The following is a 19,687-nucleotide window of genomic DNA, read 5'->3' on the forward strand; positions in this document are numbered from 1 at the left end:
GACGCCCGCCTCGTCCAAGAGCTTCTTCGCCGCTTCCGGATCATAGCCATATCCATCGATGCTGCCGTTGTAGCCCCACATCGTCGGCGGTAGGACACTCTGGGCCATCTGGCCCATGCCCTGATAGACGGAATCGACGATCGCCTTGCGATCGATCGCCATGTTGATGGCCCGGCGCACCTCCAGCTTGTCGAAAGGCGCAATCAGCGTGTTCATTGCCAGGTAGGAAACGTTCAGACCGGGCTGTTCCAGCACGTTCAGGTCCGGATTTGTCTTCAACCCGGCCACGTCGGCTGGCGCAGGATATGGCGCGACATGGCATTCACCGGCCTGCAGCTTCTGCATGCGCGTCGTCGCATCGGTGGTGATCGCGAAGATTAGATTGTCGATCTTCGGCGCGCCGTCCCAGTAATCCGCGTTGGCCGCAAATCGGATCGCCGCGTCCTGCTGGTAGTCGACAAAACGGAACGGCCCTGTGCCGACCGGCTTGCGGTCTAGGTCCTCGCGCCGTCCCTCTGCCGCCAGCTTGTCGGCATATTCCTTGGATACGATCGAACCGAAGTTCAGCGCGAGCTTTGACGGCAGCGACGCGTCCGGCTGATTCAGCACGAACTTAACGGTTCTGTCATCGACTCTGGTGATCGCCTTGATGGCCGCCGGCATTTCCATCGCGTTGAACATTTCCCAGTTCGCGCCGGGGAAGTAGCTGTTCCACGGATCGTTCTTGTCCAGCTGCCGGTTGAAGGTGAAGAGCACGTCGTCGGCGTTGAAGTCACGGGTCGGGGTGAAATCATCCGTCGTCTGGAACTTCACGCCTTCCCGCAGCTTCAACGTATATTCGAGATTGTCGGCGGAAATGGTCCAGCTTTCGGCAAGCCCCGGAACGACGTTGGTGGTACCGGGCTCGAACTCAGTGAGGCGGTCATAGACCGTTTCCGCCGAAGCATCCCAGGTGCTGTTGGCTGAATAGAGCGCCGCATCGAACCCTTCCGGCGAACCCTCCGAGCAATAGACGAGCGTCTTCGCCATGGCCGGCGTCAGAGCGACGCCGGAAAGCATGGTTGCTGCAAACAGCGAAACAAGGGTTTTGCGCGTCCGCGCGAATTTCAAAGTCATTGGCGTATCCCCCATAGGAATGAAATGCGAATGCCCGGCGATCGTCTCGCCGATGCAGCTCAGTCGGCCTTGCCGGCAGTCGTGCCGAGACCACGTCCGGGCGTCCAGACCGGATCCGGCGCGGTCCAGAGCACGTCGTTGCGGATCAGCTTCACCAGTTCGCGCGCCTGCAGGTCGAGGAAGCGCTCGCCCTTTTCGGCGGTCGCGCTGCGCGGATCGCCCCAGGTGCCGGTGATCGGCGCACGCTCGGCGAAGGAATAGAAGCGCGATACATCCGTCGGCACATCGACGGGATGCTGCTGATTGCCGAAGGCCTGGCCGAACATTTCGGTTTTCACAGCGTCCGGGACGATCGCCAGCATGACCGATGCCTCGCCCTCGCAGGCATGGTGCGCACCGGTATCGACCTCGAAGATCTTCCCAGCCTCTTCCTGCGCCAGCATCCACGGCGTGGTGGCGACGATCGGCATGGAGAACTCAACCGCCAGCTCGCGCACGGCAACTGCAAGCGGATCCATATTGCCGCCGTGACCGTTGACGATGAACAGCCGCGAGAACCCGAGCGTCTTCAGCGAACGGACGATGCAGCGGATGACGCGGCTCAGCGTATCGTAGTCGAGCGTGATGGTGCCGCCGAAAGGCAGGTGGTGCTCGCTCATGCCGAGCCACTGGCCGGGCAGAACGGCGACCGGGATATCATCGGCAACCAGACGGGCGGCGCGAATGGCCGCTGCCGATGCGCTGGCGGTGTCGGTGATGACCGGCAAGTGCGGCCCGTGCTGTTCCAGCGAACCGATCGGCAGAATGGCGAGCGCCCCCGGCTTTCCGGCGATTTCACGCAGGCTGGGTGCGGTCATGCGCGCCCATTCGACTTCCTTCTTCATGTTAGGCCTCTTTCAACAGATCAAACTAATTTCGGGTCGCAGCTACATGGACCGGCCATAAGCGGGGACAGCGTCCGCCGTCTTTCAGAACGTTACGGAAGTAGCCGACAGATGGCGCCGATCGGCTTTGGTTCAGGTCAATCTCGTCTCCGGCAGCGGTAGGTCACGCTTCGTTCAAGCGCAGCGGTGCGATCCACTCCAAATTTGCACAGTCGGTAATATCAATCAAATTATTTTTCCGATACGAAAATTATCTTTCTTAAAATAACGGGTCGACGCATCAAATGATACAGAACGCTCCATCGTCCGCCCATGCGAGCGGACAGCGGAGCGCACCTGTTACCCTTTTCGCGCATCAACCTTGCGCCACATGACACCTTGCCTGCCGGCTGCCCTTGCCGAACCGCTGAAGAACCTGCGGCGCTTCGCAACCGGCGGCGGCCTTGCCGCACCGCTCCTTGTAGAAGCAACCGGCCGGCAGTCTCCGGTTGTTCGGCAACTCGCCCGACCGCACCTCCGCGATCGCCGGCAGGGGCGTTGCGAAACTCGGGGCCGCTGCCAGAAGCGTTTGGGTGTATGGGTGACGTGGGTTGCTCAGCACCTCTTCGGCCGAGCCTGATTCAACGATCTGGCCGAGATACATCACCGCGACATCATCGCAGAAATGGCGCACCAGGGCGACGTCGTGCGAGATCAACAGGTAGGTGAGCCCCCGCTCCCGCTGCAGTTTCAAAAGCAGGTTGATGATCTGCGCCTGCACCGACACGTCGAGCGCCGATGTCGGTTCGTCCAGAACCATGAGATCAGGGTCCGTGCTGATCGCGCGGGCGATGGCGATGCGCTGGCGCTGGCCACCAGAAAACTCGTGTGGCAAGCGATCGAGATGTTCCGGCCTGAGGCCGACCGCGGTGGCGAGTTGCTCCGCCTTCGCATGAAGTTCGGCGTTGCTGTGCCCGCCGCGAATGTGCAGCGGTTCGCTGATGAGCCGCCAGACCGGCAGGCGCCGATCGAGCGAGGATTGTGGATCCTGGAACACGATCTGCATCTTCTGTCGCAGTTCGCGCTTCTGCTTGCCCTGCGCCGCCTGAAAATCCTGACCGTCGATCGCCACCCTACCCTGCTCGTAAGGCGCGAGGCCGATGATCGCCTGGGCGAGCGTGCTCTTGCCGCAACCGGATTCGCCGACGATGCCAAGGCTTCTGCCTGCCCGTACCCCAAGGGTGACACCGTTGACGGCGTGTACATGCGAGGTTGGGCGGCCGAGCCAGTTGCGGGACGCCGGGAAGCGGACATGGAGATCGGAAACCTCCAGAACTGGCCGCGCCATCGTAAGAATGCCTTCCGTCATTGCCGGCCCCCCTGCCCTGATGTTGCTGACGCGACGCTGCGCCTCCAGCATGCCACCTGCTGGTTATCGGCCCCGGCCAACTGCGGAGATTGAGATCGACAGAGATCAACCGCCTCCTTGCAGCGCGGCTGGAAATAGCAACCGGCCGGCGGATGCAGCAGGTTCGGAACCGCACCGGGGATCGCTTCGAGCTCCTGTTTCGGCGCTACCCGCTCCGGCAGACATCGCAACAGCGCCTGGGTATAGGGATGTTGCGGCGCCTCGAGCACGGTCCGCGTCGCGCCATGCTCGACGATCCGCCCGGCGTACATCACATAGAGCCGGTCACAGAGCTGCGACACGACGGCGACGTTGTGCGAGATGAAGATGACCGAGGTCCCGGTACGGCGCGCGCGGTTCTGGATCAGCCGCAGGATCACGGCCTGGACGGTAACGTCGAGTGCGGTCGTCGGCTCATCGGCGATGATGAGGCCGGGATTGCAGGAGAAGGCCATGGCGATCAGCACGCGTTGCCGCATGCCGCCTGAGAGTTCGAAGGGGTAGAGCTTCATGACCCGCTCGGGCTCGCCGATCAGCATGTCGGCAAGAATATCCCGCGCAATGCGCTTGGCGTCGGCCAGGCTTGTCTCTTCGTGACGCATGATCACGTCAGTCAGTTGCTGGCCAATGCGGATCGTCGGGTTCAGCGCGTTCATTGGTTCCTGGAAGATGGTCGAGACCACCTTGCCGCGCACGTCCTGGAGCTGACTGTCATCCATGGTAAGCGTGCTGTGGCCAAAAAGCCTGACGGAACCGCCGGTGATCCTGTAGCGCCCTTTGGGCAGCAGCCCTGTTGCCGCCATGGTCGTGACCGACTTGCCGCAGCCGGACTCGCCGACGATCCCGACGATCTCCGCTTTTCCGACGCTGATCGACACATTGTCGAGCGCCTTGATCGCGCCGCTGAAGGTTGGAAACTCCAGCGACAGATTGTGAATGGCCAACGCCTGGCCGCGTCCTTCTGCTGTGCCAGTCATTTATCTGCCCCTCAAGCGCGGGTCGAGCATGTCGCGGATGCCGTCGCCGACGAGATTGCACCCCATGGCCGTGATCAGAATGGCGAGACCCGGGAAGGTCGCGTACCACCATTGGTCGAGCATGTAGCTGCGGCCGCTGCTGACCAGAGCGCCCCATTCAGCGGTCGGCGGCTGGGCACCGAGGCCGATGAAGCTGAGCGCGGCTGCGATCAGCACGACGCCGCCGAGATCGAGCGTCGCCTGGACTATGATCGGCGACATCGCATTCGGCAGGATATGCCAGCGGAGAATGTAGAACGGCGAGGCGCCGAAGGTGCGCGCCGCCTTCACGAAGACCTGCTCGCGAAGCGACAGCGTTTGACCGCGCGCCAGGCGCACATAGGCGGGGATGCGCACGATCGCCACGGCCAGCATGGAATTGAACAGGCTGGGTCCGAGAGCTGCCGCCAGCGCCATCGCCAGCACCAGCGCCGGCAAGGCAAGAACGACGTCCATCAGCCGCATGATGGCGGTATCGACCCGTCCGCCGACGACGCCGGAAAAACAACCGATCAGCACCCCGACCGACATCGAAATCAGCACGATCATGAAGGCGGCACCACAGGACGCCCTCGCCCCGTAGATCACGCGCGAGAACAGGTCGCGGCCGACTTCGTCCGTGCCGAACCAATGTGCGGTGCTCGGCGGCAACAGGCGCGCCGTCAGCGACACCTTGTCCGGATTGTACGGCGCGATCACCGGCGCGGCGATGATCATCACGAGCACGAGCAGAATGATGGCGGCGCCAACCAGGGTCAGTGGGCTGCGGCGGCTGAGGTACCAAAGATAACGCAGGCGCTCGGAGAAGGGCTTGGTCCTGCGCATGGCGGCACTCGCCGCGCCAGGTTCAGTCGGCATGACGGCGGACATGATCAGACCTCCCTGATTTGCGGGTCGGCAAGCATATAGGCAAGATCGACCAGGAGGTTGATCAGCACATAGCCGATGGATGCGACGATGGTGAAACCCATGATGGCGGGAAAATCGAGCGTCTGAATGGACGTGACGACGTAGGTGCCCATGCCTGGCCAGGCGAAAATCGTCTCGGTCAGCACGGCGCCATAAAGCAGATCACCAAGCGCCAGCCCGAGCAGGGTGATCGAAGGGATCAGCGCGTTTCTAAGCGCATAGTTGAAGATGATCACGCCTTTGCGCAGGCCGCTGGCGCGCGCGGTGCGAATGTAGTCTTCCTGCAGCACATCCAGCATCGAGGCGCGGATCTGGCGCGTGATCACGCCCATATTGGCGAAGGCCAGCACGAAGCCCGGCAGGATGATGTGGTAAAGGGCGCTGCGAAAGGCATCGAAGCGCCCCTGCAGCATTGAGTCGATCAACAGGAAGCCGGTGATGCGTTCGGGCGCGACGACGCCCATGGCCAGTCGCCCGCTGCCCGGAAGTATCTGGAACTTGGCGTAGAAGAAATAGATCAGGATCAGGCCGAACCAGAATACCGGCATCGAGATGCCGCAAACGGACACCGTCCGCGCGATCTGGTCGATCGGGCCGTCCTTGTAGACGGCCGACAGCACACCGAGCGGCACGCCCAGACAGATCGCGATGAAGAGCGCGACCGTTCCGAGCTCCAGCGTCGCCGGCAGGAAGGTACGGATATCGGCGGCAACCGGGCGATTGGTCCGAAGCGACGTGCCGAGATCGCCCTGCAGCAGATTGCCGATATAGATGGTGAACTGTTCGACGACCGGGCGATCAAGCCCCAGATTGCGCCGGACGTTTTCAAGCGTTTCGGCGCTCGCCCGATCGCCGGCGATCATGCGCGCCGGATCTCCCGGTATGAGATGAGAGATGGTGAAAGTGATGATGGCGACGCCTAACACCACGAAAAGCAAAAGCACCAGACGCGGGATGATGATGCGGGTGATTGTCATGGACGTCAGCCCTTCCGCAGGAGAACCCTGACCTTGCTTGGGAAACGATGAAACCCTGCCGCCACGGCCCTAGGAGCCGGCGGCAGGCGTTCCGTGGAATGAGGCCTGTTAAGGCGACAGGATCGGCGAGATCCTGTTCTCTCATTCCGTTTTCGACATCGTCCCGAAGTTGTAGACCTGGATCAGCATGGGGTTGTAGACATAACCCTTCACCGCGGCGCGCCGTGCGAAGATGTCGTTCTTCTCCATGATGTAGAGATAGGGTGCGTCCTCCGTCGAAAGCTTCTGCGCTTCGATGTAGAGCGCCTTGCGCTTCTCCTCGTCGACGATGGATCCGGCCTCTTTCACAAGAGCGGTCACCTTGCTGTTGCCGTAAAATGAGCGGTTGCCCGGTCCGCCCATTTTGTCGGCGTCGAACCAATAGTTCATGAACATGTAGGGATCGGCGAAATCGGGCGTCCAGGCACCGGGTGCCATGTCGAACTTGCCGTTGGCCACCAGCTCGCGTTTGGTCGTGTCCGCGACCGCCTGCAGATCGAGCTTGATGCCGATTTCCGCCAGCGAAGCCTGCAGCGCAAGGCCGACCGGTTCCCAGGCAGGATCGGCCTGTGAGAAGGTATAGGTCAGGTGGATGCCGCTCTTGCCGGATTCGGCAAGCAGTGCCTTGGCCTTCTCGATGTCGTAGCTGTACTGGAACCCCTGCGGATCGTGCCCCCACATGCCGCTCGGCACTGCGCCGCGCATCTGCTTGGCCTGGCCGAGCATGATGCCGTCGATGATGCCCTGATAGTCGACCGCATAGGAAATCGCCTGGCGAACCTTGGCGTCGTCCAGCGGCGGCTGTCGGTTGTTCATGTAGATGTAGTTCACATACATGCTGGGATTGCTCTCGACCACGACAGAGGCGTCCTTTTGTAGCGCCTCGGCCTGATCGAGCGGGATCTGCTCGATGATGTCGGCATCGCCGTTGGTCAGCTGAAGGCGGCGGGCCGACACGTCGCCGACGATGCGGATGACGACCTGCTTCAGCGCCGGCTGGCTGCCCGCATAATGTTCGTTGCGGTCGAGAACGATGCTCTGGTTTCGCTCCCAGGAGGTGATGCGGTAGGGGCCGCTGCCAGCCGAGTGCTCGGCAAGCCAGGCCTTCGCCATGTCGCCGTCCTTCTCGTGCTGCATTACCTTGGGATTGACGATCGCAGCGCCGGAGACGGCCAGCGTCGAAATGAAGGGCGCGAACGGCGCCGTCAGGTGAAATCGCACGGTCTGCGGGTCGACGACCTCGACCTCTTTCAGTACCGGAAACGCGTCGGATGGCCCTGCCTTCAGCTTCATCAACCGGTCGAAGCTGAACTTGACTGCGGCAGCATCGACCGGCGAGCCGTCATCGAACTTGTGGCCGCTGGCGAGCTTGAAGGTCCAGACGAGACCGGCATCGTCGGCAGTCCAGCTTTCGGCGAGCTCCGGTCCGACTTCCGTCGAGGCTCCCTTGTAGGCGACGAGCCGCTCATAGGCTGCGTAGATGAGCGTGTAGCCGCTGTTGCTGATCTCTATGCCCGGATCGGCGGTCGGCGGATCTTCCGCGCGCGCCAGCACCAGCACGTCCTGCGCAGCGATCGCGCCGGAAAGCGGCGTCGATGCCAAAAGCAAGGCAACGCCAATCGATTTCCACTTGGAACCGTTCATCTCGTAGTCCTCCCCAGAACTGCGGCTTGCGATGCCCTCCCGGCATCCACCGCAGCGCTAGAGTAGGAAACGATTTTCCTAAGTGCAATATTTTTTCTTATCGTATTTGTTTTTTAGTTTAGGTCAGCTTTTGAGCTTGATCGTCTGCGCGTTTGCCAGGGTGGAGACCAATTCGGTTTCCGGGGTCGAGCAGACACACAGGATTTGCGCAGGCTCCTCGCTGACGCTGAGATAGGCGTGCCCCGTCATGGCATCGAAGTAGCAGGAATCGCCCTTCTTGAGCCGCAAGGGCGCATAGATCTCGGTGTGGAGTTCCAGTTCCCCTTCGAGTACGTAGAAGAACTCCTCGCCTTTGTGCCGGATAAGCGGCCCGAACTCCTCCAGCGTGCGGGCTCGTGCCACAGCCACGATCGGAACCATCGACTTCTTCGAAATCTCTGTACAAACATAGAGATAGTCGTAGTTCTGCGTGACGATCCCCCGCCCCTCGCCAGATCTGTTGTACGTGCGACGTCCCAACATGTTTGGGGCGTCCTCGGCGCCGGCCATGGTCCCGAAAAGTTCGACGATGTCGACCTTCAGCCCTTGCGCCAGTTGGATCAGTCGATCGTAGGTGAGTTGCATCTGGTTGTTCTCGACCTTGGAAAGGGTCGAAACCGCAAGGCCCGTCAACGAACTGACTTCTGCCAACGTCCAGCGATTGCGGTTGCGAATATCCTTGAGGATATCGCCGAGGCTGGATTTCGCGTCGGTCATCGTTGGCGTCTCCGCTTTGCCTGCAGCCATCGGATTGCCGGCCGGGCCATGCGCCCGGAAAACGGCAGAATCCAATCGGTATTATAGGAAAACCATTTCCTATAATACGTGGCCGAAATCAACATTGCCTCGAAGGCAATCAGTGCCGGCGGCAACGCAGCCCGCGTCGTCCGTCGGATGGAATCCGCCTTTGCCTACGCTTCGAACGGGTTGGCGACCCTGGGCCAATAGGGACGCTTCAGCTTGGTGAAGGCCAGATCCTCGAAAGTCGGCTGCAAGGCGCCCGGTGCACTGACGTAGAGAATGTCGCGCGCGATGGGTTCGAAACCGGCACGGAAGTGGTTGCTGGATTTCACCACGACGATTTTCTTCTGCGCCGGGTCCAGGCCCAGGGCGGTCATGCATTCCGGGTGAAAGGTCTGCGTGCGTACGGTGTTGAGCACGATGTCGATGCTGCCGGCCGAGACCCAAACGGCATCGCCGATGCCGAGCGGTGTCGGCCCGAAACGCTGGGTGACGCCCGAAGCGACGCGTCTGACCGTCACCGTGAGATCGAGCGGGTCGCCGGAAGCAGGCCCGACCTTGCCGCCGATTCGCAACGCCAGAGTCGCCCCCTCTCCCGCTTCGCGGCACATGCGCACCGCAATCGGATCCCAGTAGAGGCAGGAGGCAACGTCCCCGATGCCGCGCTCGATGATGCGGCGCAGGATGAAGGTCGAGTCCCCCGGCGCCCCACCGCCTGCATTGTCGGATACGTCGGCCAGAACGATCGGAGCGCTTTTCGCGGCGATGGCCCGATCCAGCGCCGCGTCGATGCCGAGATAGTCTCCGCGCATGTCTTCGCGTGCGTCGAATATCTCCCGGCCGAAGGACCGGGCCGTGCGCGCAGCCTTTTCTGGGTCATTGTCGGTCACGACCAGCATCTTGGCGCCGACATCTTCGACGTCACCCCAGGGGAAGCCGTGGCCGAATGAGACTGACAGCACGCCGTCCTGTCCCTCCATGGCTTTCATGCGGTCGACGATGCCGCGCAATGGCGCGCGATGCGGATGGAAAGTGTTGATCATGCGGCAATCATGGATACCCATGGTCGGCCGCACTTCGCCCGCGAGCGTGCGCTCCATCAACCGGAACAGCTGGCCGGCAACCTCCTCGATGTCGGTATGCGGATATTCCTTGTAGGTGGCGATCATGGTTGCATTGGTGAGCATGCGGTCGGTGATGTGGCAATGGAGGTCAAGTTCGACGGCAATCGGCACATCCAGACCGACCGCGCCGCGCACATGCTCAATCAGATCCCCTTCGACATCGTCGTAGCCGTCCGCGACGCAGGCCCCGTGGAGAGCGAGCATGACGGCGTCGACTGGAAGCGCTGCCCTGAGATCATCGAGGATGGTGGCGCGGAAACTCTCATAAACTGCCCGGGTTGTCCTGCCGCCGGGTTCGGCCACGGCGCACAGGCTCTCCACCACGTCCCAGGCCTTTTCCTGCGCGGCATTGCGCCAGACGGACATCTGCGAGGAGCAGCAGTTGAGCGGCTTGCTGGTGGCGTCGCCATAGGCGATGAGGTTTTCCCTGAAGGCTTCGAGGCCTGTCTGCATCGGCGAAAAGGTATTGGTTTCGGTATCCAGTCCTGCGATGAAAAGTTTCATTTTCGCCCCTCGCCTCTCAAGAAAGATATTTTCTAATCATAAAACTATGTTTATCGTCGGAAAGTCAAATGCATTATCCGCGCCGTCGCGCGGCTGGCCGGGGAGGCAGGAATGCGCATCTATATTTCAGCTGACATCGAGGGGATCGTCGGAGTGGTGAGCCGCGACCAGCTGATGCCCGAAGGTTTCGAGTACGAGAACGCCCGGCGCTGGATGACGGACACCGTGGTCCACGCTTGCGAGGCTGCGCATGAGGAAGGCGTAGAGGAGGTCATCCTCAGCGATTCTCACGGAAATGGCGAGAGCATCCTGATCGACCATCTGCCTGACTATGTGCAGGTCGTGCGTAGCTGGCCGCGCCCGCTGATGATGATGCAGGGCGTCGAGCTCGGGTCCTTTGTCGGTGCCATGCTTCTCGGCTATCACGCGGGCGCAAGCCATGTGGGCGGCGTGCTGTCGCACACCATCGGCGGCACAGCCTTTGCCGAAGTGAGGATCAACGGCGTCGTCATGCCGGAGGCCGGCATCAACGCCGCCATTGCCGGGCACTTCGACGTTCCGGTGCTATTGGCTTCGGGCGACAATGTGGCCCTGGAGGAGATCAGGCAACGCATCGGCGACATCGTGACCGTGCCGGTGAAGCAGGTCTACAGCACGCAGTCGGCGATTACGCTGACGCCGGCCGTCGCGCATCGCCGGATCCGCGAAGGCGTCAAGGCGGCGCTGGCGAAAGCCGGCTCGGCCAAACCGTTCAAACTGGAAAATCCGGTCCTGGAGATTGTGTTTCGAAATCGCTTGCCGGCCGAGTACCTCTCCTATCTCAAGGGCGTCGAGCGCACCGATGGCTATACAGTCCGGTACCAGGGTGACGACATGGTCGATGTCTCGCGCTTCATCCAATTCGTGGTCGGCTACAACTCGCGCCTGACTTTCTGACAAGCCTTTTTTCGGAAATAAGAAATGACTACCTCCATCGTCCTTGGCGCCGGCATGGTCGGCGTCTCAACCGCGCTCGCATTGCAAGAGAGCGGGCACCAAGTGGTGCTGCTGGACCGCAACGCACCGGGTCGCGAAACCAGCTACGGCAACGCCGGTATCATCCAGACCGAGGCCGTCGAGCCCTATGCCTTCCCCCGCTCGGTGAGCGAGATCGCCAGGGTCGCACTAAAGCGCGGCAACGATGTCGACTGGAGGCTGCGTGACTTGCCGCGGCTGGCGGGGCCTCTTTGGCGGTACTTCGCCCAATCTGCACCGGCGCCTTATGCGAGGACCATCGCGGCCTATTCGCGGCTGGCGCTGCGTGCGAGCGATGATCATGCGCACTTCATCGGGCCGGCCGCGGCCGATGACTTGATCGTGCGAACGGGGTGGCGCGCTGTCTATCGCTCGCCCGCCAGTTTCCAGGCGGCTGCCATCGAGGCGGAACGGCTGAAGCGCGTCTACGACGTGCCGTCGGATGTGCTCAGTCCAGACGATCTTGCCGCGAGCGAACCCGCGTTGCAGCGCCGGCTTGCCGGTGCCGTCCATTGGACATCGCCCTGGACCTGTCGTGACCCGGGCGAATTGGTCGCTCGCTATGCCGCTCTCTTCGTGGCGCGCGGCGGTAAACTAGCTCGCGGCGATGCATTGACCTTGCAGCAGAATGGCGCCGGGTGGCGGGTTTTGTCCGAGGACGGCACTGTCAGCGCCGAAAATGCGGTTGTCGCCTTGGGGCCATGGTCGCCAATGCTCGCCAAGACATTCGGCTATCGCATACCCATGGTGTTCAAGCGCGGTTATCACCGGCACTTTACGGGCCCGAGCGGGCCGCGCATCTCGATGCTGGATGTCGATAGTGCCACGCTGGTTGCACCGATGAATGCGGGGTGGCGGGTCTTGACCGGTGCACACATGGCGCCGCCGGGAACAGCGCCGACATCGCGACAGATATTGAACGCTTCCAAAGCTGCCCACGAGCTTTTTGCCCTGCATGAACCCATCGAGGCAACACCGTGGTTGGGTACCCGCCCCTGCATGCCCGATATGCTGCCTGTCGTCGGCCCGACCCGCCACAAAGGCCTGTGGTTTCATTTTGGCCACGGCCATCAGGGCTTCACATTGGGCCCGACCACCGCCTTCCTGCTGGCAGAGCAGATAGCGGGAAGGCGCGACAATCCGCTTGCCCGCCCCCTGATGCCGTCCGCGCGCGGCTTGGTGTAGTACCAACCGGCCGCCTGGGGACGGACTGCTTTCGGACGGCATTGCGACAAAGAGCATCCGTGTAAGCGAGATTTTCGACGTCTCTCTCGCCGGAGCGGCGCGGCCCAACGTCAAGCGCCGCGTTTACAATGCGAGCCGAAACGTCACCCGTTCGTTCTTAAACGGCTAACTTGCCTCCGTTATCCCCGGTACGGCCATCGTGCGCATGCGTCCCGGCAGGTGCCAATTCCCTATGGCACCTGGGGCTTCCGAATCTGGATCCCCTCGCCTGCCCTCCGGGCCGCCGACAATTCCATTTAATCACCTCATCCCTCGCGACCGCTGATTTCCAATCCCTCCGCGCGTTGAGCGCGAATATGCACAGCCGCAAATATTCTCAGAGAGCCAGCTTGACTCCCTCAAAGCGTGCTTCTATCAAGTTGTAGGCCTAACCCTACAATTGGATGCCATGCACCACTTTCAATCAACTTCAACGTCCGCGTTGCCACTCGCAGATCTGCCCGGTCCAGGCGTCGCTATCCGTCGCCTGCGTCACCCGGGCCGGTGGGTCAGCGGCTGCCTCGTCATCCTGCTGCTTGCCGTGATCGGCCGCGCCTTTGCCGTCGGGCAAATCCAGTGGACGGTGGCCGGTCAGTTTCTGACGGCGGGCGTCATCGTCACCGGCTTCGGCTGGACGCTGCTGATTTCGGCCTGTGCGCTGGTACTTGGCGTCTTCCTTGGCTTCGCATTCGGCATCATGCGTCTGTCGGAAAACCCGATCCTGCGCTTTGCCGCCTGGCTCTACGTCTGGGTGTTCCGCGGCACGCCGGTGCTCTTGCAACTGCTGATCTGGTTCAACATCGCGCTAGTCTTTCCGCGCCTCTACATCCCCGGGCTCATCGACGCCCGCATGGTCGATGTGGTGACGCCCTTTGTTGCGGCCGTGCTCGGTCTGGGGGTCAATGAGGGATCCTATCTGACGGAAGTGGTGCGCGGTGGTATCGGCTCGGTCGACAAGGGCCAGAAGGAAGCTGCCCACACGCTTGGCATGACGCCCGGACAGACGATGCGCCGCATTATCCTGCCGCAGACTTTGCGGCTGATCCTGCCCGTGCTTGGCAACAGCGCGATCGGAATGCTGAAATTCTCGTCGCTCGCCGCCACCATCGCCATGGGCGAGATGCTGAACGCGGCGCAACGCATCTACTTCATCAACGGTGCCGTCATCGAGCTCCTGTTCGTCTGCGCCGTCTGGTACCTGGCCGGAACCACGGTTCTTTCCATTGGTCAGTACTATCTCGAACGCCATTTCGGGCGCGATGCAGCGCCCGCAACCGGACAACGCCGCTGGTTCAAAGGATGGGCCCGTCGTCCTGTCGCCCCGAGGGAAGCATGAGTCTCGCAGTCAAGGCGGTCGGTATCCGCAAGAGTTTTGGCAGCCACGAAGTCCTGAAGGGCCTCGATCTGGAAGTCGCCTACGGCGAGGTGCTCTGTATTCTCGGGCCCTCGGGCAGCGGCAAGAGCACCTTCCTGCGATGCATCAACCATCTGGAAACACCGAATGGCGGCTATGTCTGGGTCGACGGTGCGATCATGGGCTACGAGCTCTGCCGCGGCGCGCTTCAGGAACTGCCGGTCAAGCGGCTCCGGGCGCAGCAGAGCCAACTCGGCATGGTGTTCCAGCATTTCAATCTGTTCGCGCACCGCACCGTGCTCGGCAACGTCATCGAAGGGCCAATGGTGGTGCGCGGCTTGAACCGCGCTGAAGCCGAAGCCCGCGCCATGAGCCTGCTTGAGCAGGTCGGCATGGCCGCGAAAGCAACGAGCTATCCGTCGCAGCTTTCCGGCGGCCAGAAACAGCGCGTGGCGATCGCCCGGGCGTTGGCCATGGAGCCGCGCGTGATGCTCTTCGACGAGCCGACCAGTGCGCTCGATCCGGAACTTGTCGGCGAGGTGCTGGAAGTCATGCGCAATTTGGCGCGGGGCGGAACGACCATGATCGTCGTCACCCACGAGATCGGCTTTGCCCGGGAAGTCGCCGACCGTGTGGTCGTGATGATCGACGGCGAAATCCGCGAGATTGGCGCCCCCACACAGGTTCTCAGCAGCCCCGGAGACCCGCGCGTGCGGAGTTTCCTCAGCCGCGTGCTGGCCTGATCACAAGAGTTCAAAAAGAGGGAGAACGGAAATGAAACAACTGCTGCCAATGGTTCTGGGGCTAACCTCAGCAACATTTATCAGCCTGGCTGCCGGCGGCCTGGCTCATGCTACGGACGCAAAGCTGGCGGCCGCTCTGCCGGAAGCGGTGCGGGCGGCTGGAAAGCTGAACGTCACGATCAGCCTTGCCTATCCGCCGATGGAATATAGCGACGCGGGATCGACTGAACTGAAAGGCTTCGATATCGATCTCGCCAAGGCGATCGCCGAACGTCTGGGGCTCACGGCAGAATTCCAGAACGTCGAGTTCCCGCAATTGATCCCACAGGTCGTCACCGGTCGGTCGGACCTGATCATGACCGCGTTCTCCGACAAGGTGGAGCGCCAGACCCAGCTCGACTTCATCGACTATTTCAAGACCGGCAACGTGTTCTATTCTACCGCAGACCAGCAAGACGAGATCAAGAACGAAGCTGATCTCTGCGGCAAGACGGTGGCTGTCGCGACGGGCACGAGCTGGGTGACCTGGGCGGAAGACGTCGGCAAGGCCAACTGCGCGCCCGACAAGCTGATCACCGTCATCCAGATCCCAACCCAGGCCGAACACATCATGCAGATCCGTCAGGGCCGTGCCCAGGCTTCGGTCATTGGCCTTGAGGGTCTGCTCGACCTGATGAAGCAGGAGCCGGACAAGTTCTACCAGATCGGCGAAATGGGTGACGTCAACCACTACGGCATCGCCTTCGCCAAGGCGAATGGTGAACTGCGCGATGCAGTCAAGGGCGCTCTCGATGCGATGAAGGCCGACGGCACTTATGCACAGATCCTGGACCGCTACGGCTTGAAACAAGCTGCCGTCGAAGAGTTCAAGATCAACGGAGCCACCAAGTAGTCAACCTCGGCCGGAGCCTCACTTGACCCACCCTTCCACGCCAGACGCCTCCACCGCAAACGGTGAAAACCCGGATGACAGACTGTCCCGGCTGCGCCTCGACTCCTATTCGAGCGAACAGCTCTACCGGCAGCTCTATCGGGCGTTGCGCGCCGCGATCCTGAGCGGTGATTTCTCCGAAGGCGAAGCCATTCCTTCGGAGAACCAGATGCGCGACCAGTTCGGAATTGCCCGGACCACGGTCCGCAACGCGATGGCGCTTCTGGTGTCGGAAGGGTTGGTCCAGCAGGTTCGCGGTCGCGGCACGATCGTGTCACACCGTCCGATCAGCCACAACATCTGGAACTTCGGGAGCTTTACGGAACTTGCCCGCCGCCAGGGCCAACGTCCGGTGACGCGGGTGCTGGAACATCGCGTGGAGAATGGCGAGCTCCTGCTGGTGCGCGCCCGCGGGCTTGCCAATGGCGACATTGTGAGCTGGCTGAACGTCGATACGTCACAGCTCGATCTCGCCCTCTATCCGGGTATCGACCGCTACGATTTCGCGACGCAATCGCTCTACGAGGTTTTGCGTCGCGACTATGACCGCCACCCCTTGCGTTCGGAACTGCTGCTCAGCGTCGTGCCGCCTTCCGAACGCTTGAAGGAGGTCTTTGCCCCGGCGCCCGGCGTGCCGGGCTACCTTTGCGCCAGCGGGGATGTTCTCGACGCCGACGACCGATTGGTCGAGCGCACGTCGATCGTCTATTCGCCGGCCGTCCAGATGAAATTCGCAACGCGCTGGGGGCGCGAGACCGCGCCGACGAGCGCGATGCAGGAGAACAAGACATGAGCCGCTTCGGCGACACCTTCACCACCCCGAAACCTATCCTCGGCATGCTGCACCTGGCCGGTGACGACCCCGCCGCCAAGCTTGCCCAGGCCGAGGAAGAGGCGCGCATCATGGCCGGCGAAGGCGTGGACGGGGTTGTCGTCGAGAACTACTTCGGCGGCGCCGAAGACGTCGAGCGGGTGCTGGACCGGCTGTTCGGGTTCGACCTCGGCACGCGCATCGGCGTCAACGTGCTGCGAGACGACGCACGTGCATTTGTGCTTGCCAAACAATATCCCGTTTCCTTCATCCAGGTGGACTCTGTCGCCGGCCATCTGCCACCGGACGCGGACGAACCCTTCGCAACGGTACTCGCTGCACGCCGCGAGGACGTTTCGGCGCTGTTGCTCGGCGGCGTTCGCTTCAAGTACCAGCCCGTTTTGTCCGGGCGGCCGGAATCGGAAGACGTGCGCATCGGGGCTTCACGCTGCGACGGCCTGGTGGTCACCTCCGATGCCACTGGTCAGCAGACCGACCTCGAAAAGGTCGCGCGCTTCCGTGCCGCAACCGGCGGCGCGACACCCCTCCTGATCGGCGCCGGCCTCACCGAGGCCAATGCTGCCGAGCAATTGGCCAAAGCAGACGGCGCCGTCGTCGGGAGCTGGTTCAAGCACGACCACAAGGATACTGGCCGCGTCGAGGCCGCCCATGTCGCCGGATTGATGCGCGTCGTACGGGCGATCAGGAGCGAGGCATGAGCGCGGCCGACAGCGTTTTCGCCCGGCCTGTGACGCCGGACAATTTCGCACGATACGGCAAGGTCTATGATTTGACCGGCGATGCCGATCCCAAGGTCGTCTGGACCGCCGGTGACGGATGGAACGATGGCTTCTCCAAGACGCCTGTGATCGATGGCGCGGGCCATCTCGGCATTACGCGCGGCGGCGGCGCGCCCTGGCACTGCCGCGCAATGGAGCGGCATCCGCAAACGGAAGAGGCAATCTTCTGTCTCGCCGAACCGGTTGTCCTCGCCGTCGCCCCTGCATCGGATGCCGCGGAGCCGGATCGCAATGATATCGAGGCCTTCGTCGTCGCCCCCGGGCAAGCTGTGGTGATGGACCGTAACGTCTGGCACGACGCCTGCCGTGGCGTTTTGGGACCGACCCCCTACTACTGGATGGCCATTTGCGGCCTCGGCGAAAGTCCCTGGGTGCCGGTGGCCGGTGGCCCGAAGCTGGTGCAAGCCGTCCCAGCCGAAGGAGTGGTCGTATGACAAGCTTCTTCATCGGCGACGTCGCGCTCGACGAATATTACACCGCCGATCGGTGGCCGGGCCGCGCCGACAAGGGCATGGTCAAGGAGCTCCCGGCCGAAGCCGGCGGTTCCATCGCGAACGCTGCGGTCGTGCATGCGGGGCTCGGCGGAGAGACGCAGTTCATATCGCTGCTCAACGACAGCCCTCTGTCGCAGAAGCTGATCGCCGATTTGAAAGAGAATGGCGTCGGAGTCGATCACATGCTGATCGATCCCGCCATTCCCGAATCGCGGAACTTCATCTTTCTCGTCGATGGCGAACATGTCGTGCTGACGGTGGAGATGGGCGACCAGCCGATGTGGCTCGACACCGCTGCTCTCGACGCTTTGCGGGAACCTGGCTTTCTCTACACGACGCTCTATCGCGTCCGCCGTCTCCATGCGCGAACGGAGCGAGGCGTCGTCAAGCAAGCCGACCTTCTCGCGGACCTCCGCCAGCATGGCCGCCGAGCCATCTTCGATCTCGACGTCGGCGGCTGCGCTCCGCAGGACATGCCGTACCTTACCGGTGCTGCGGTCGTCATCTTCAATCAGGTCGGCTTCCGCGCTGCCTTTGGCCATGACGACATCACGATGATCGGCGCCTGGATGCAGGCGCACGATATCGACTGGGTCGTGCGCACGCTGGCCGCAGATGGCGCCGAGGCCCGCAGCGGCGGCACGATCCTTCGTGTACCCGGCTTTCCGGTCGAAGTGGTCGACGTCACTGGCGCCGGCGATACCTTCGGCGGCACATTGACCTGGTGTCTGTCGCAGGGCCAGACAATCGAGGAAGCGCTGGACTTCTCCGTAGCCGCCGCCTCGCGCTCAGTCACGATCCACGGCCCACGGGCGGGCAAGGCGGCCCCGCAGGACATCCGCCACTGGCGCGACAACGAGCGCCGGCAGAGAGCCCGGTAACCGGAGGCGTCACCGGAAAGGCAGTTTGGGGCGCGGTATTGTGGCCGTGCCCCGCCCTAAACCGACAGCATCTAAGCGCCCCACGGGAGCGTGCCAGTGCCGAGAGTAGCTTGAACAGCTGAACTCTATTCAAATCCCCAACATGCGCCGGTTGGCTGCATCGTCCGTGCCTGCGCCAGCAAAGTCATCAAACGCCTTCTCGGTCACGCGGATGATGTGGTGCTTGACGAAGTCGGCCCCCTCGCGCGCGCCGTCTTCGGGATGTTTCAGCGCGCATTCCCATTCGACCACCGCCCAGCCGGCGAAATCATTGGCGGCCATCTTCGAAAACACCGCGCCGAAATCGACCTGGCCGTCACCGAGCGAACGGAAACGGCCGGCGCGGTTGACCCAGCCCTGATAGCCACCATAGACGCCCTGGCGTCCGGTCGGGTTGAACTCCGCATCCTTGACGTGGAACATGCGGATGCGGTCCTTGTAGATGTCGATGTTGTCGAGATAGTCGAGGCACTGCAGCACGTAGTGCGAGGGATCGTAGAGCATGCAGGCGCGGGCATGGTTACCGGTGCGCTCCAGGAACATCTCGTAGGTGATGCCGTCGTGCAGGTCCTCGCCCGGGTGGATCTCGTAGCAGATGTCGACGCCGTTTTCCTCGGCATGGTCGAGGATCGGCTTCCAGCGCTTTGCCAGCTCATCGAAGGCGGCCTCGACGAGACCGGCCGGGCGCTGCGGCCAGGGATAGACAAAAGGCCAGGCAAGCGCGCCGGAGAAGCTCGCCATCGCATTCAGGCCGAGGTTCTTCGAGGCGGTCAGCGCCAGCTTCACCTGTTCCACCGCCCAGGCCTGGCGCGCTTTCGGGTTGCCGCGCACTTCCGGTGCTGCAAAGCCGTCGAAGGCCTCGTCATAGGCCGGGTGCACGGCGACCAGCTGGCCCTGCAGATGGGTCGAAAGCTCGGTCACCTCGACGCCGTTGTCGCGCGCCGTGCCGAGAAACTCGTCGCAATAGGTCTTGGAGGTCGCGCCTTGTCTCAGATCGATCAGCCGTGCGTCCCAGC

19 protein-coding genes are annotated in these 19,687 nt (G+C 62.4%); 9 read left to right on the forward strand and 10 right to left on the reverse strand.

Annotation, left to right across the window (positions count from 1 at the left end; genetic code table 11):
• The 9 genes from I8N66_RS24745 to I8N66_RS24785 form a co-directional block, all read right to left on the reverse strand.
• A partial coding sequence (locus I8N66_RS24745) for an ABC transporter substrate-binding protein (protein ID WP_291159368.1) occupies positions 1-1,059 on the reverse strand: 1,059 nt, incomplete at its 3' end.
• A gap of 116 nt (positions 1,060-1,175) precedes the next feature.
• Entirely contained in the window at positions 1,176-2,000 is an 825-nt protein-coding gene (locus I8N66_RS24750) for a creatininase family protein (RefSeq protein ID WP_291159314.1), read from the reverse strand.
• Positions 2,001-2,355: 355 nt separating this feature from the next.
• Entirely contained in the window at positions 2,356-3,348 is a 993-nt protein-coding gene (locus I8N66_RS24755; RefSeq protein WP_291159316.1) for an oligopeptide/dipeptide ABC transporter ATP-binding protein, read from the reverse strand.
• Positions 3,345-4,364 carry an ABC transporter ATP-binding protein gene (locus I8N66_RS24760; protein ID WP_291159319.1) on the reverse strand — a complete coding sequence of 340 codons (1,020 nt, stop codon included), beginning with the start codon at positions 4,362-4,364 and terminating at the stop codon, positions 3,345-3,347. Before I8N66_RS24760 ends, I8N66_RS24755 begins: the two co-directional genes overlap by 4 nt.
• Positions 4,365-5,273 carry a D,D-dipeptide ABC transporter permease gene (ddpC, locus tag I8N66_RS24765; RefSeq protein ID WP_291159322.1) on the reverse strand — a complete coding sequence of 303 codons (909 nt, stop codon included), beginning with the start codon at positions 5,271-5,273 and terminating at the stop codon, positions 4,365-4,367.
• 2 nt (positions 5,274-5,275) lie between these two features.
• Positions 5,276-6,289 (reverse strand): ABC transporter permease, encoded by a 1,014-nt coding sequence (locus tag I8N66_RS24770; protein ID WP_291159324.1) that lies wholly within the window; start codon positions 6,287-6,289, stop codon positions 5,276-5,278.
• A gap of 141 nt (positions 6,290-6,430) precedes the next feature.
• The gene (locus tag I8N66_RS24775; protein WP_291159327.1) at positions 6,431-7,972 is read right to left on the reverse strand and encodes an ABC transporter substrate-binding protein; all 1,542 of its coding nucleotides are present in this window, start codon (positions 7,970-7,972) and stop codon (positions 6,431-6,433) included.
• Positions 7,973-8,095: 123 nt separating this feature from the next.
• Complete coding sequence (locus I8N66_RS24780; protein ID WP_291159331.1) at positions 8,096-8,728, reverse strand: XRE family transcriptional regulator; 633 nt, start codon at positions 8,726-8,728, stop codon at positions 8,096-8,098.
• Positions 8,729-8,922: 194 nt separating this feature from the next.
• Positions 8,923-10,380 (reverse strand): M81 family metallopeptidase, encoded by a 1,458-nt coding sequence (locus I8N66_RS24785; protein ID WP_113541550.1) that lies wholly within the window; start codon positions 10,378-10,380, stop codon positions 8,923-8,925.
• Between the two features lie 111 nt (positions 10,381-10,491).
• Here I8N66_RS24785 and I8N66_RS24790 point away from each other — a divergent pair, with 111 nt between their 5' ends.
• From I8N66_RS24790 to I8N66_RS24830, 9 genes are all read left to right on the forward strand, one after another.
• Positions 10,492-11,316, forward strand: a complete 825-nt coding sequence (locus I8N66_RS24790) for a M55 family metallopeptidase (protein ID WP_291159337.1) — start codon at positions 10,492-10,494, stop codon at positions 11,314-11,316.
• A gap of 24 nt (positions 11,317-11,340) precedes the next feature.
• The gene (locus I8N66_RS24795; RefSeq protein ID WP_291159340.1) at positions 11,341-12,579 is read left to right on the forward strand and encodes an FAD-dependent oxidoreductase; all 1,239 of its coding nucleotides are present in this window, start codon (positions 11,341-11,343) and stop codon (positions 12,577-12,579) included.
• Positions 12,580-13,060: 481 nt separating this feature from the next.
• Positions 13,061-13,954, forward strand: a complete 894-nt coding sequence (locus I8N66_RS24800) for an amino acid ABC transporter permease (protein ID WP_291159344.1) — start codon at positions 13,061-13,063, stop codon at positions 13,952-13,954.
• Positions 13,951-14,715, forward strand: a complete 765-nt coding sequence (locus I8N66_RS24805; protein ID WP_291159347.1) for an amino acid ABC transporter ATP-binding protein — start codon at positions 13,951-13,953, stop codon at positions 14,713-14,715. The genes I8N66_RS24800 and I8N66_RS24805 overlap by 4 nt, the downstream gene beginning before the upstream one ends.
• 31 nt (positions 14,716-14,746) lie before the next feature.
• Entirely contained in the window at positions 14,747-15,607 is an 861-nt protein-coding gene (locus I8N66_RS24810; RefSeq protein WP_291159349.1) for an ABC transporter substrate-binding protein, read from the forward strand.
• A gap of 22 nt (positions 15,608-15,629) precedes the next feature.
• On the forward strand, positions 15,630-16,439 hold the full coding sequence (locus I8N66_RS24815) for a GntR family transcriptional regulator (RefSeq protein ID WP_291159352.1): 810 nt from the start codon (positions 15,630-15,632) through the stop codon (positions 16,437-16,439).
• Positions 16,436-17,176 carry a BtpA/SgcQ family protein gene (locus I8N66_RS24820; protein WP_291159356.1) on the forward strand — a complete coding sequence of 247 codons (741 nt, stop codon included), beginning with the start codon at positions 16,436-16,438 and terminating at the stop codon, positions 17,174-17,176. Before I8N66_RS24815 ends, I8N66_RS24820 begins: the two co-directional genes overlap by 4 nt.
• Positions 17,173-17,691, forward strand: coding sequence for an ureidoglycolate lyase (locus I8N66_RS24825; RefSeq protein WP_291159359.1), 519 nt, complete (start codon positions 17,173-17,175; stop codon positions 17,689-17,691). The genes I8N66_RS24820 and I8N66_RS24825 overlap by 4 nt, the downstream gene beginning before the upstream one ends.
• The gene (locus tag I8N66_RS24830; protein WP_291159362.1) at positions 17,688-18,632 is read left to right on the forward strand and encodes a carbohydrate kinase family protein; all 945 of its coding nucleotides are present in this window, start codon (positions 17,688-17,690) and stop codon (positions 18,630-18,632) included. Before I8N66_RS24825 ends, I8N66_RS24830 begins: the two co-directional genes overlap by 4 nt.
• 129 nt (positions 18,633-18,761) lie before the next feature.
• Here I8N66_RS24830 and I8N66_RS24835 read toward each other — a convergent pair.
• Positions 18,762-19,687: sugar phosphate isomerase/epimerase (locus I8N66_RS24835; protein WP_291159365.1), on the reverse strand; the 926-nt coding region annotated here is incomplete at its 5' end.

Origin of the sequence: Ensifer sp. SSB1, assembly GCF_016652895.1 — a bacterium.
Lineage (GTDB): Bacteria > Pseudomonadota > Alphaproteobacteria > Rhizobiales > Rhizobiaceae > Ensifer.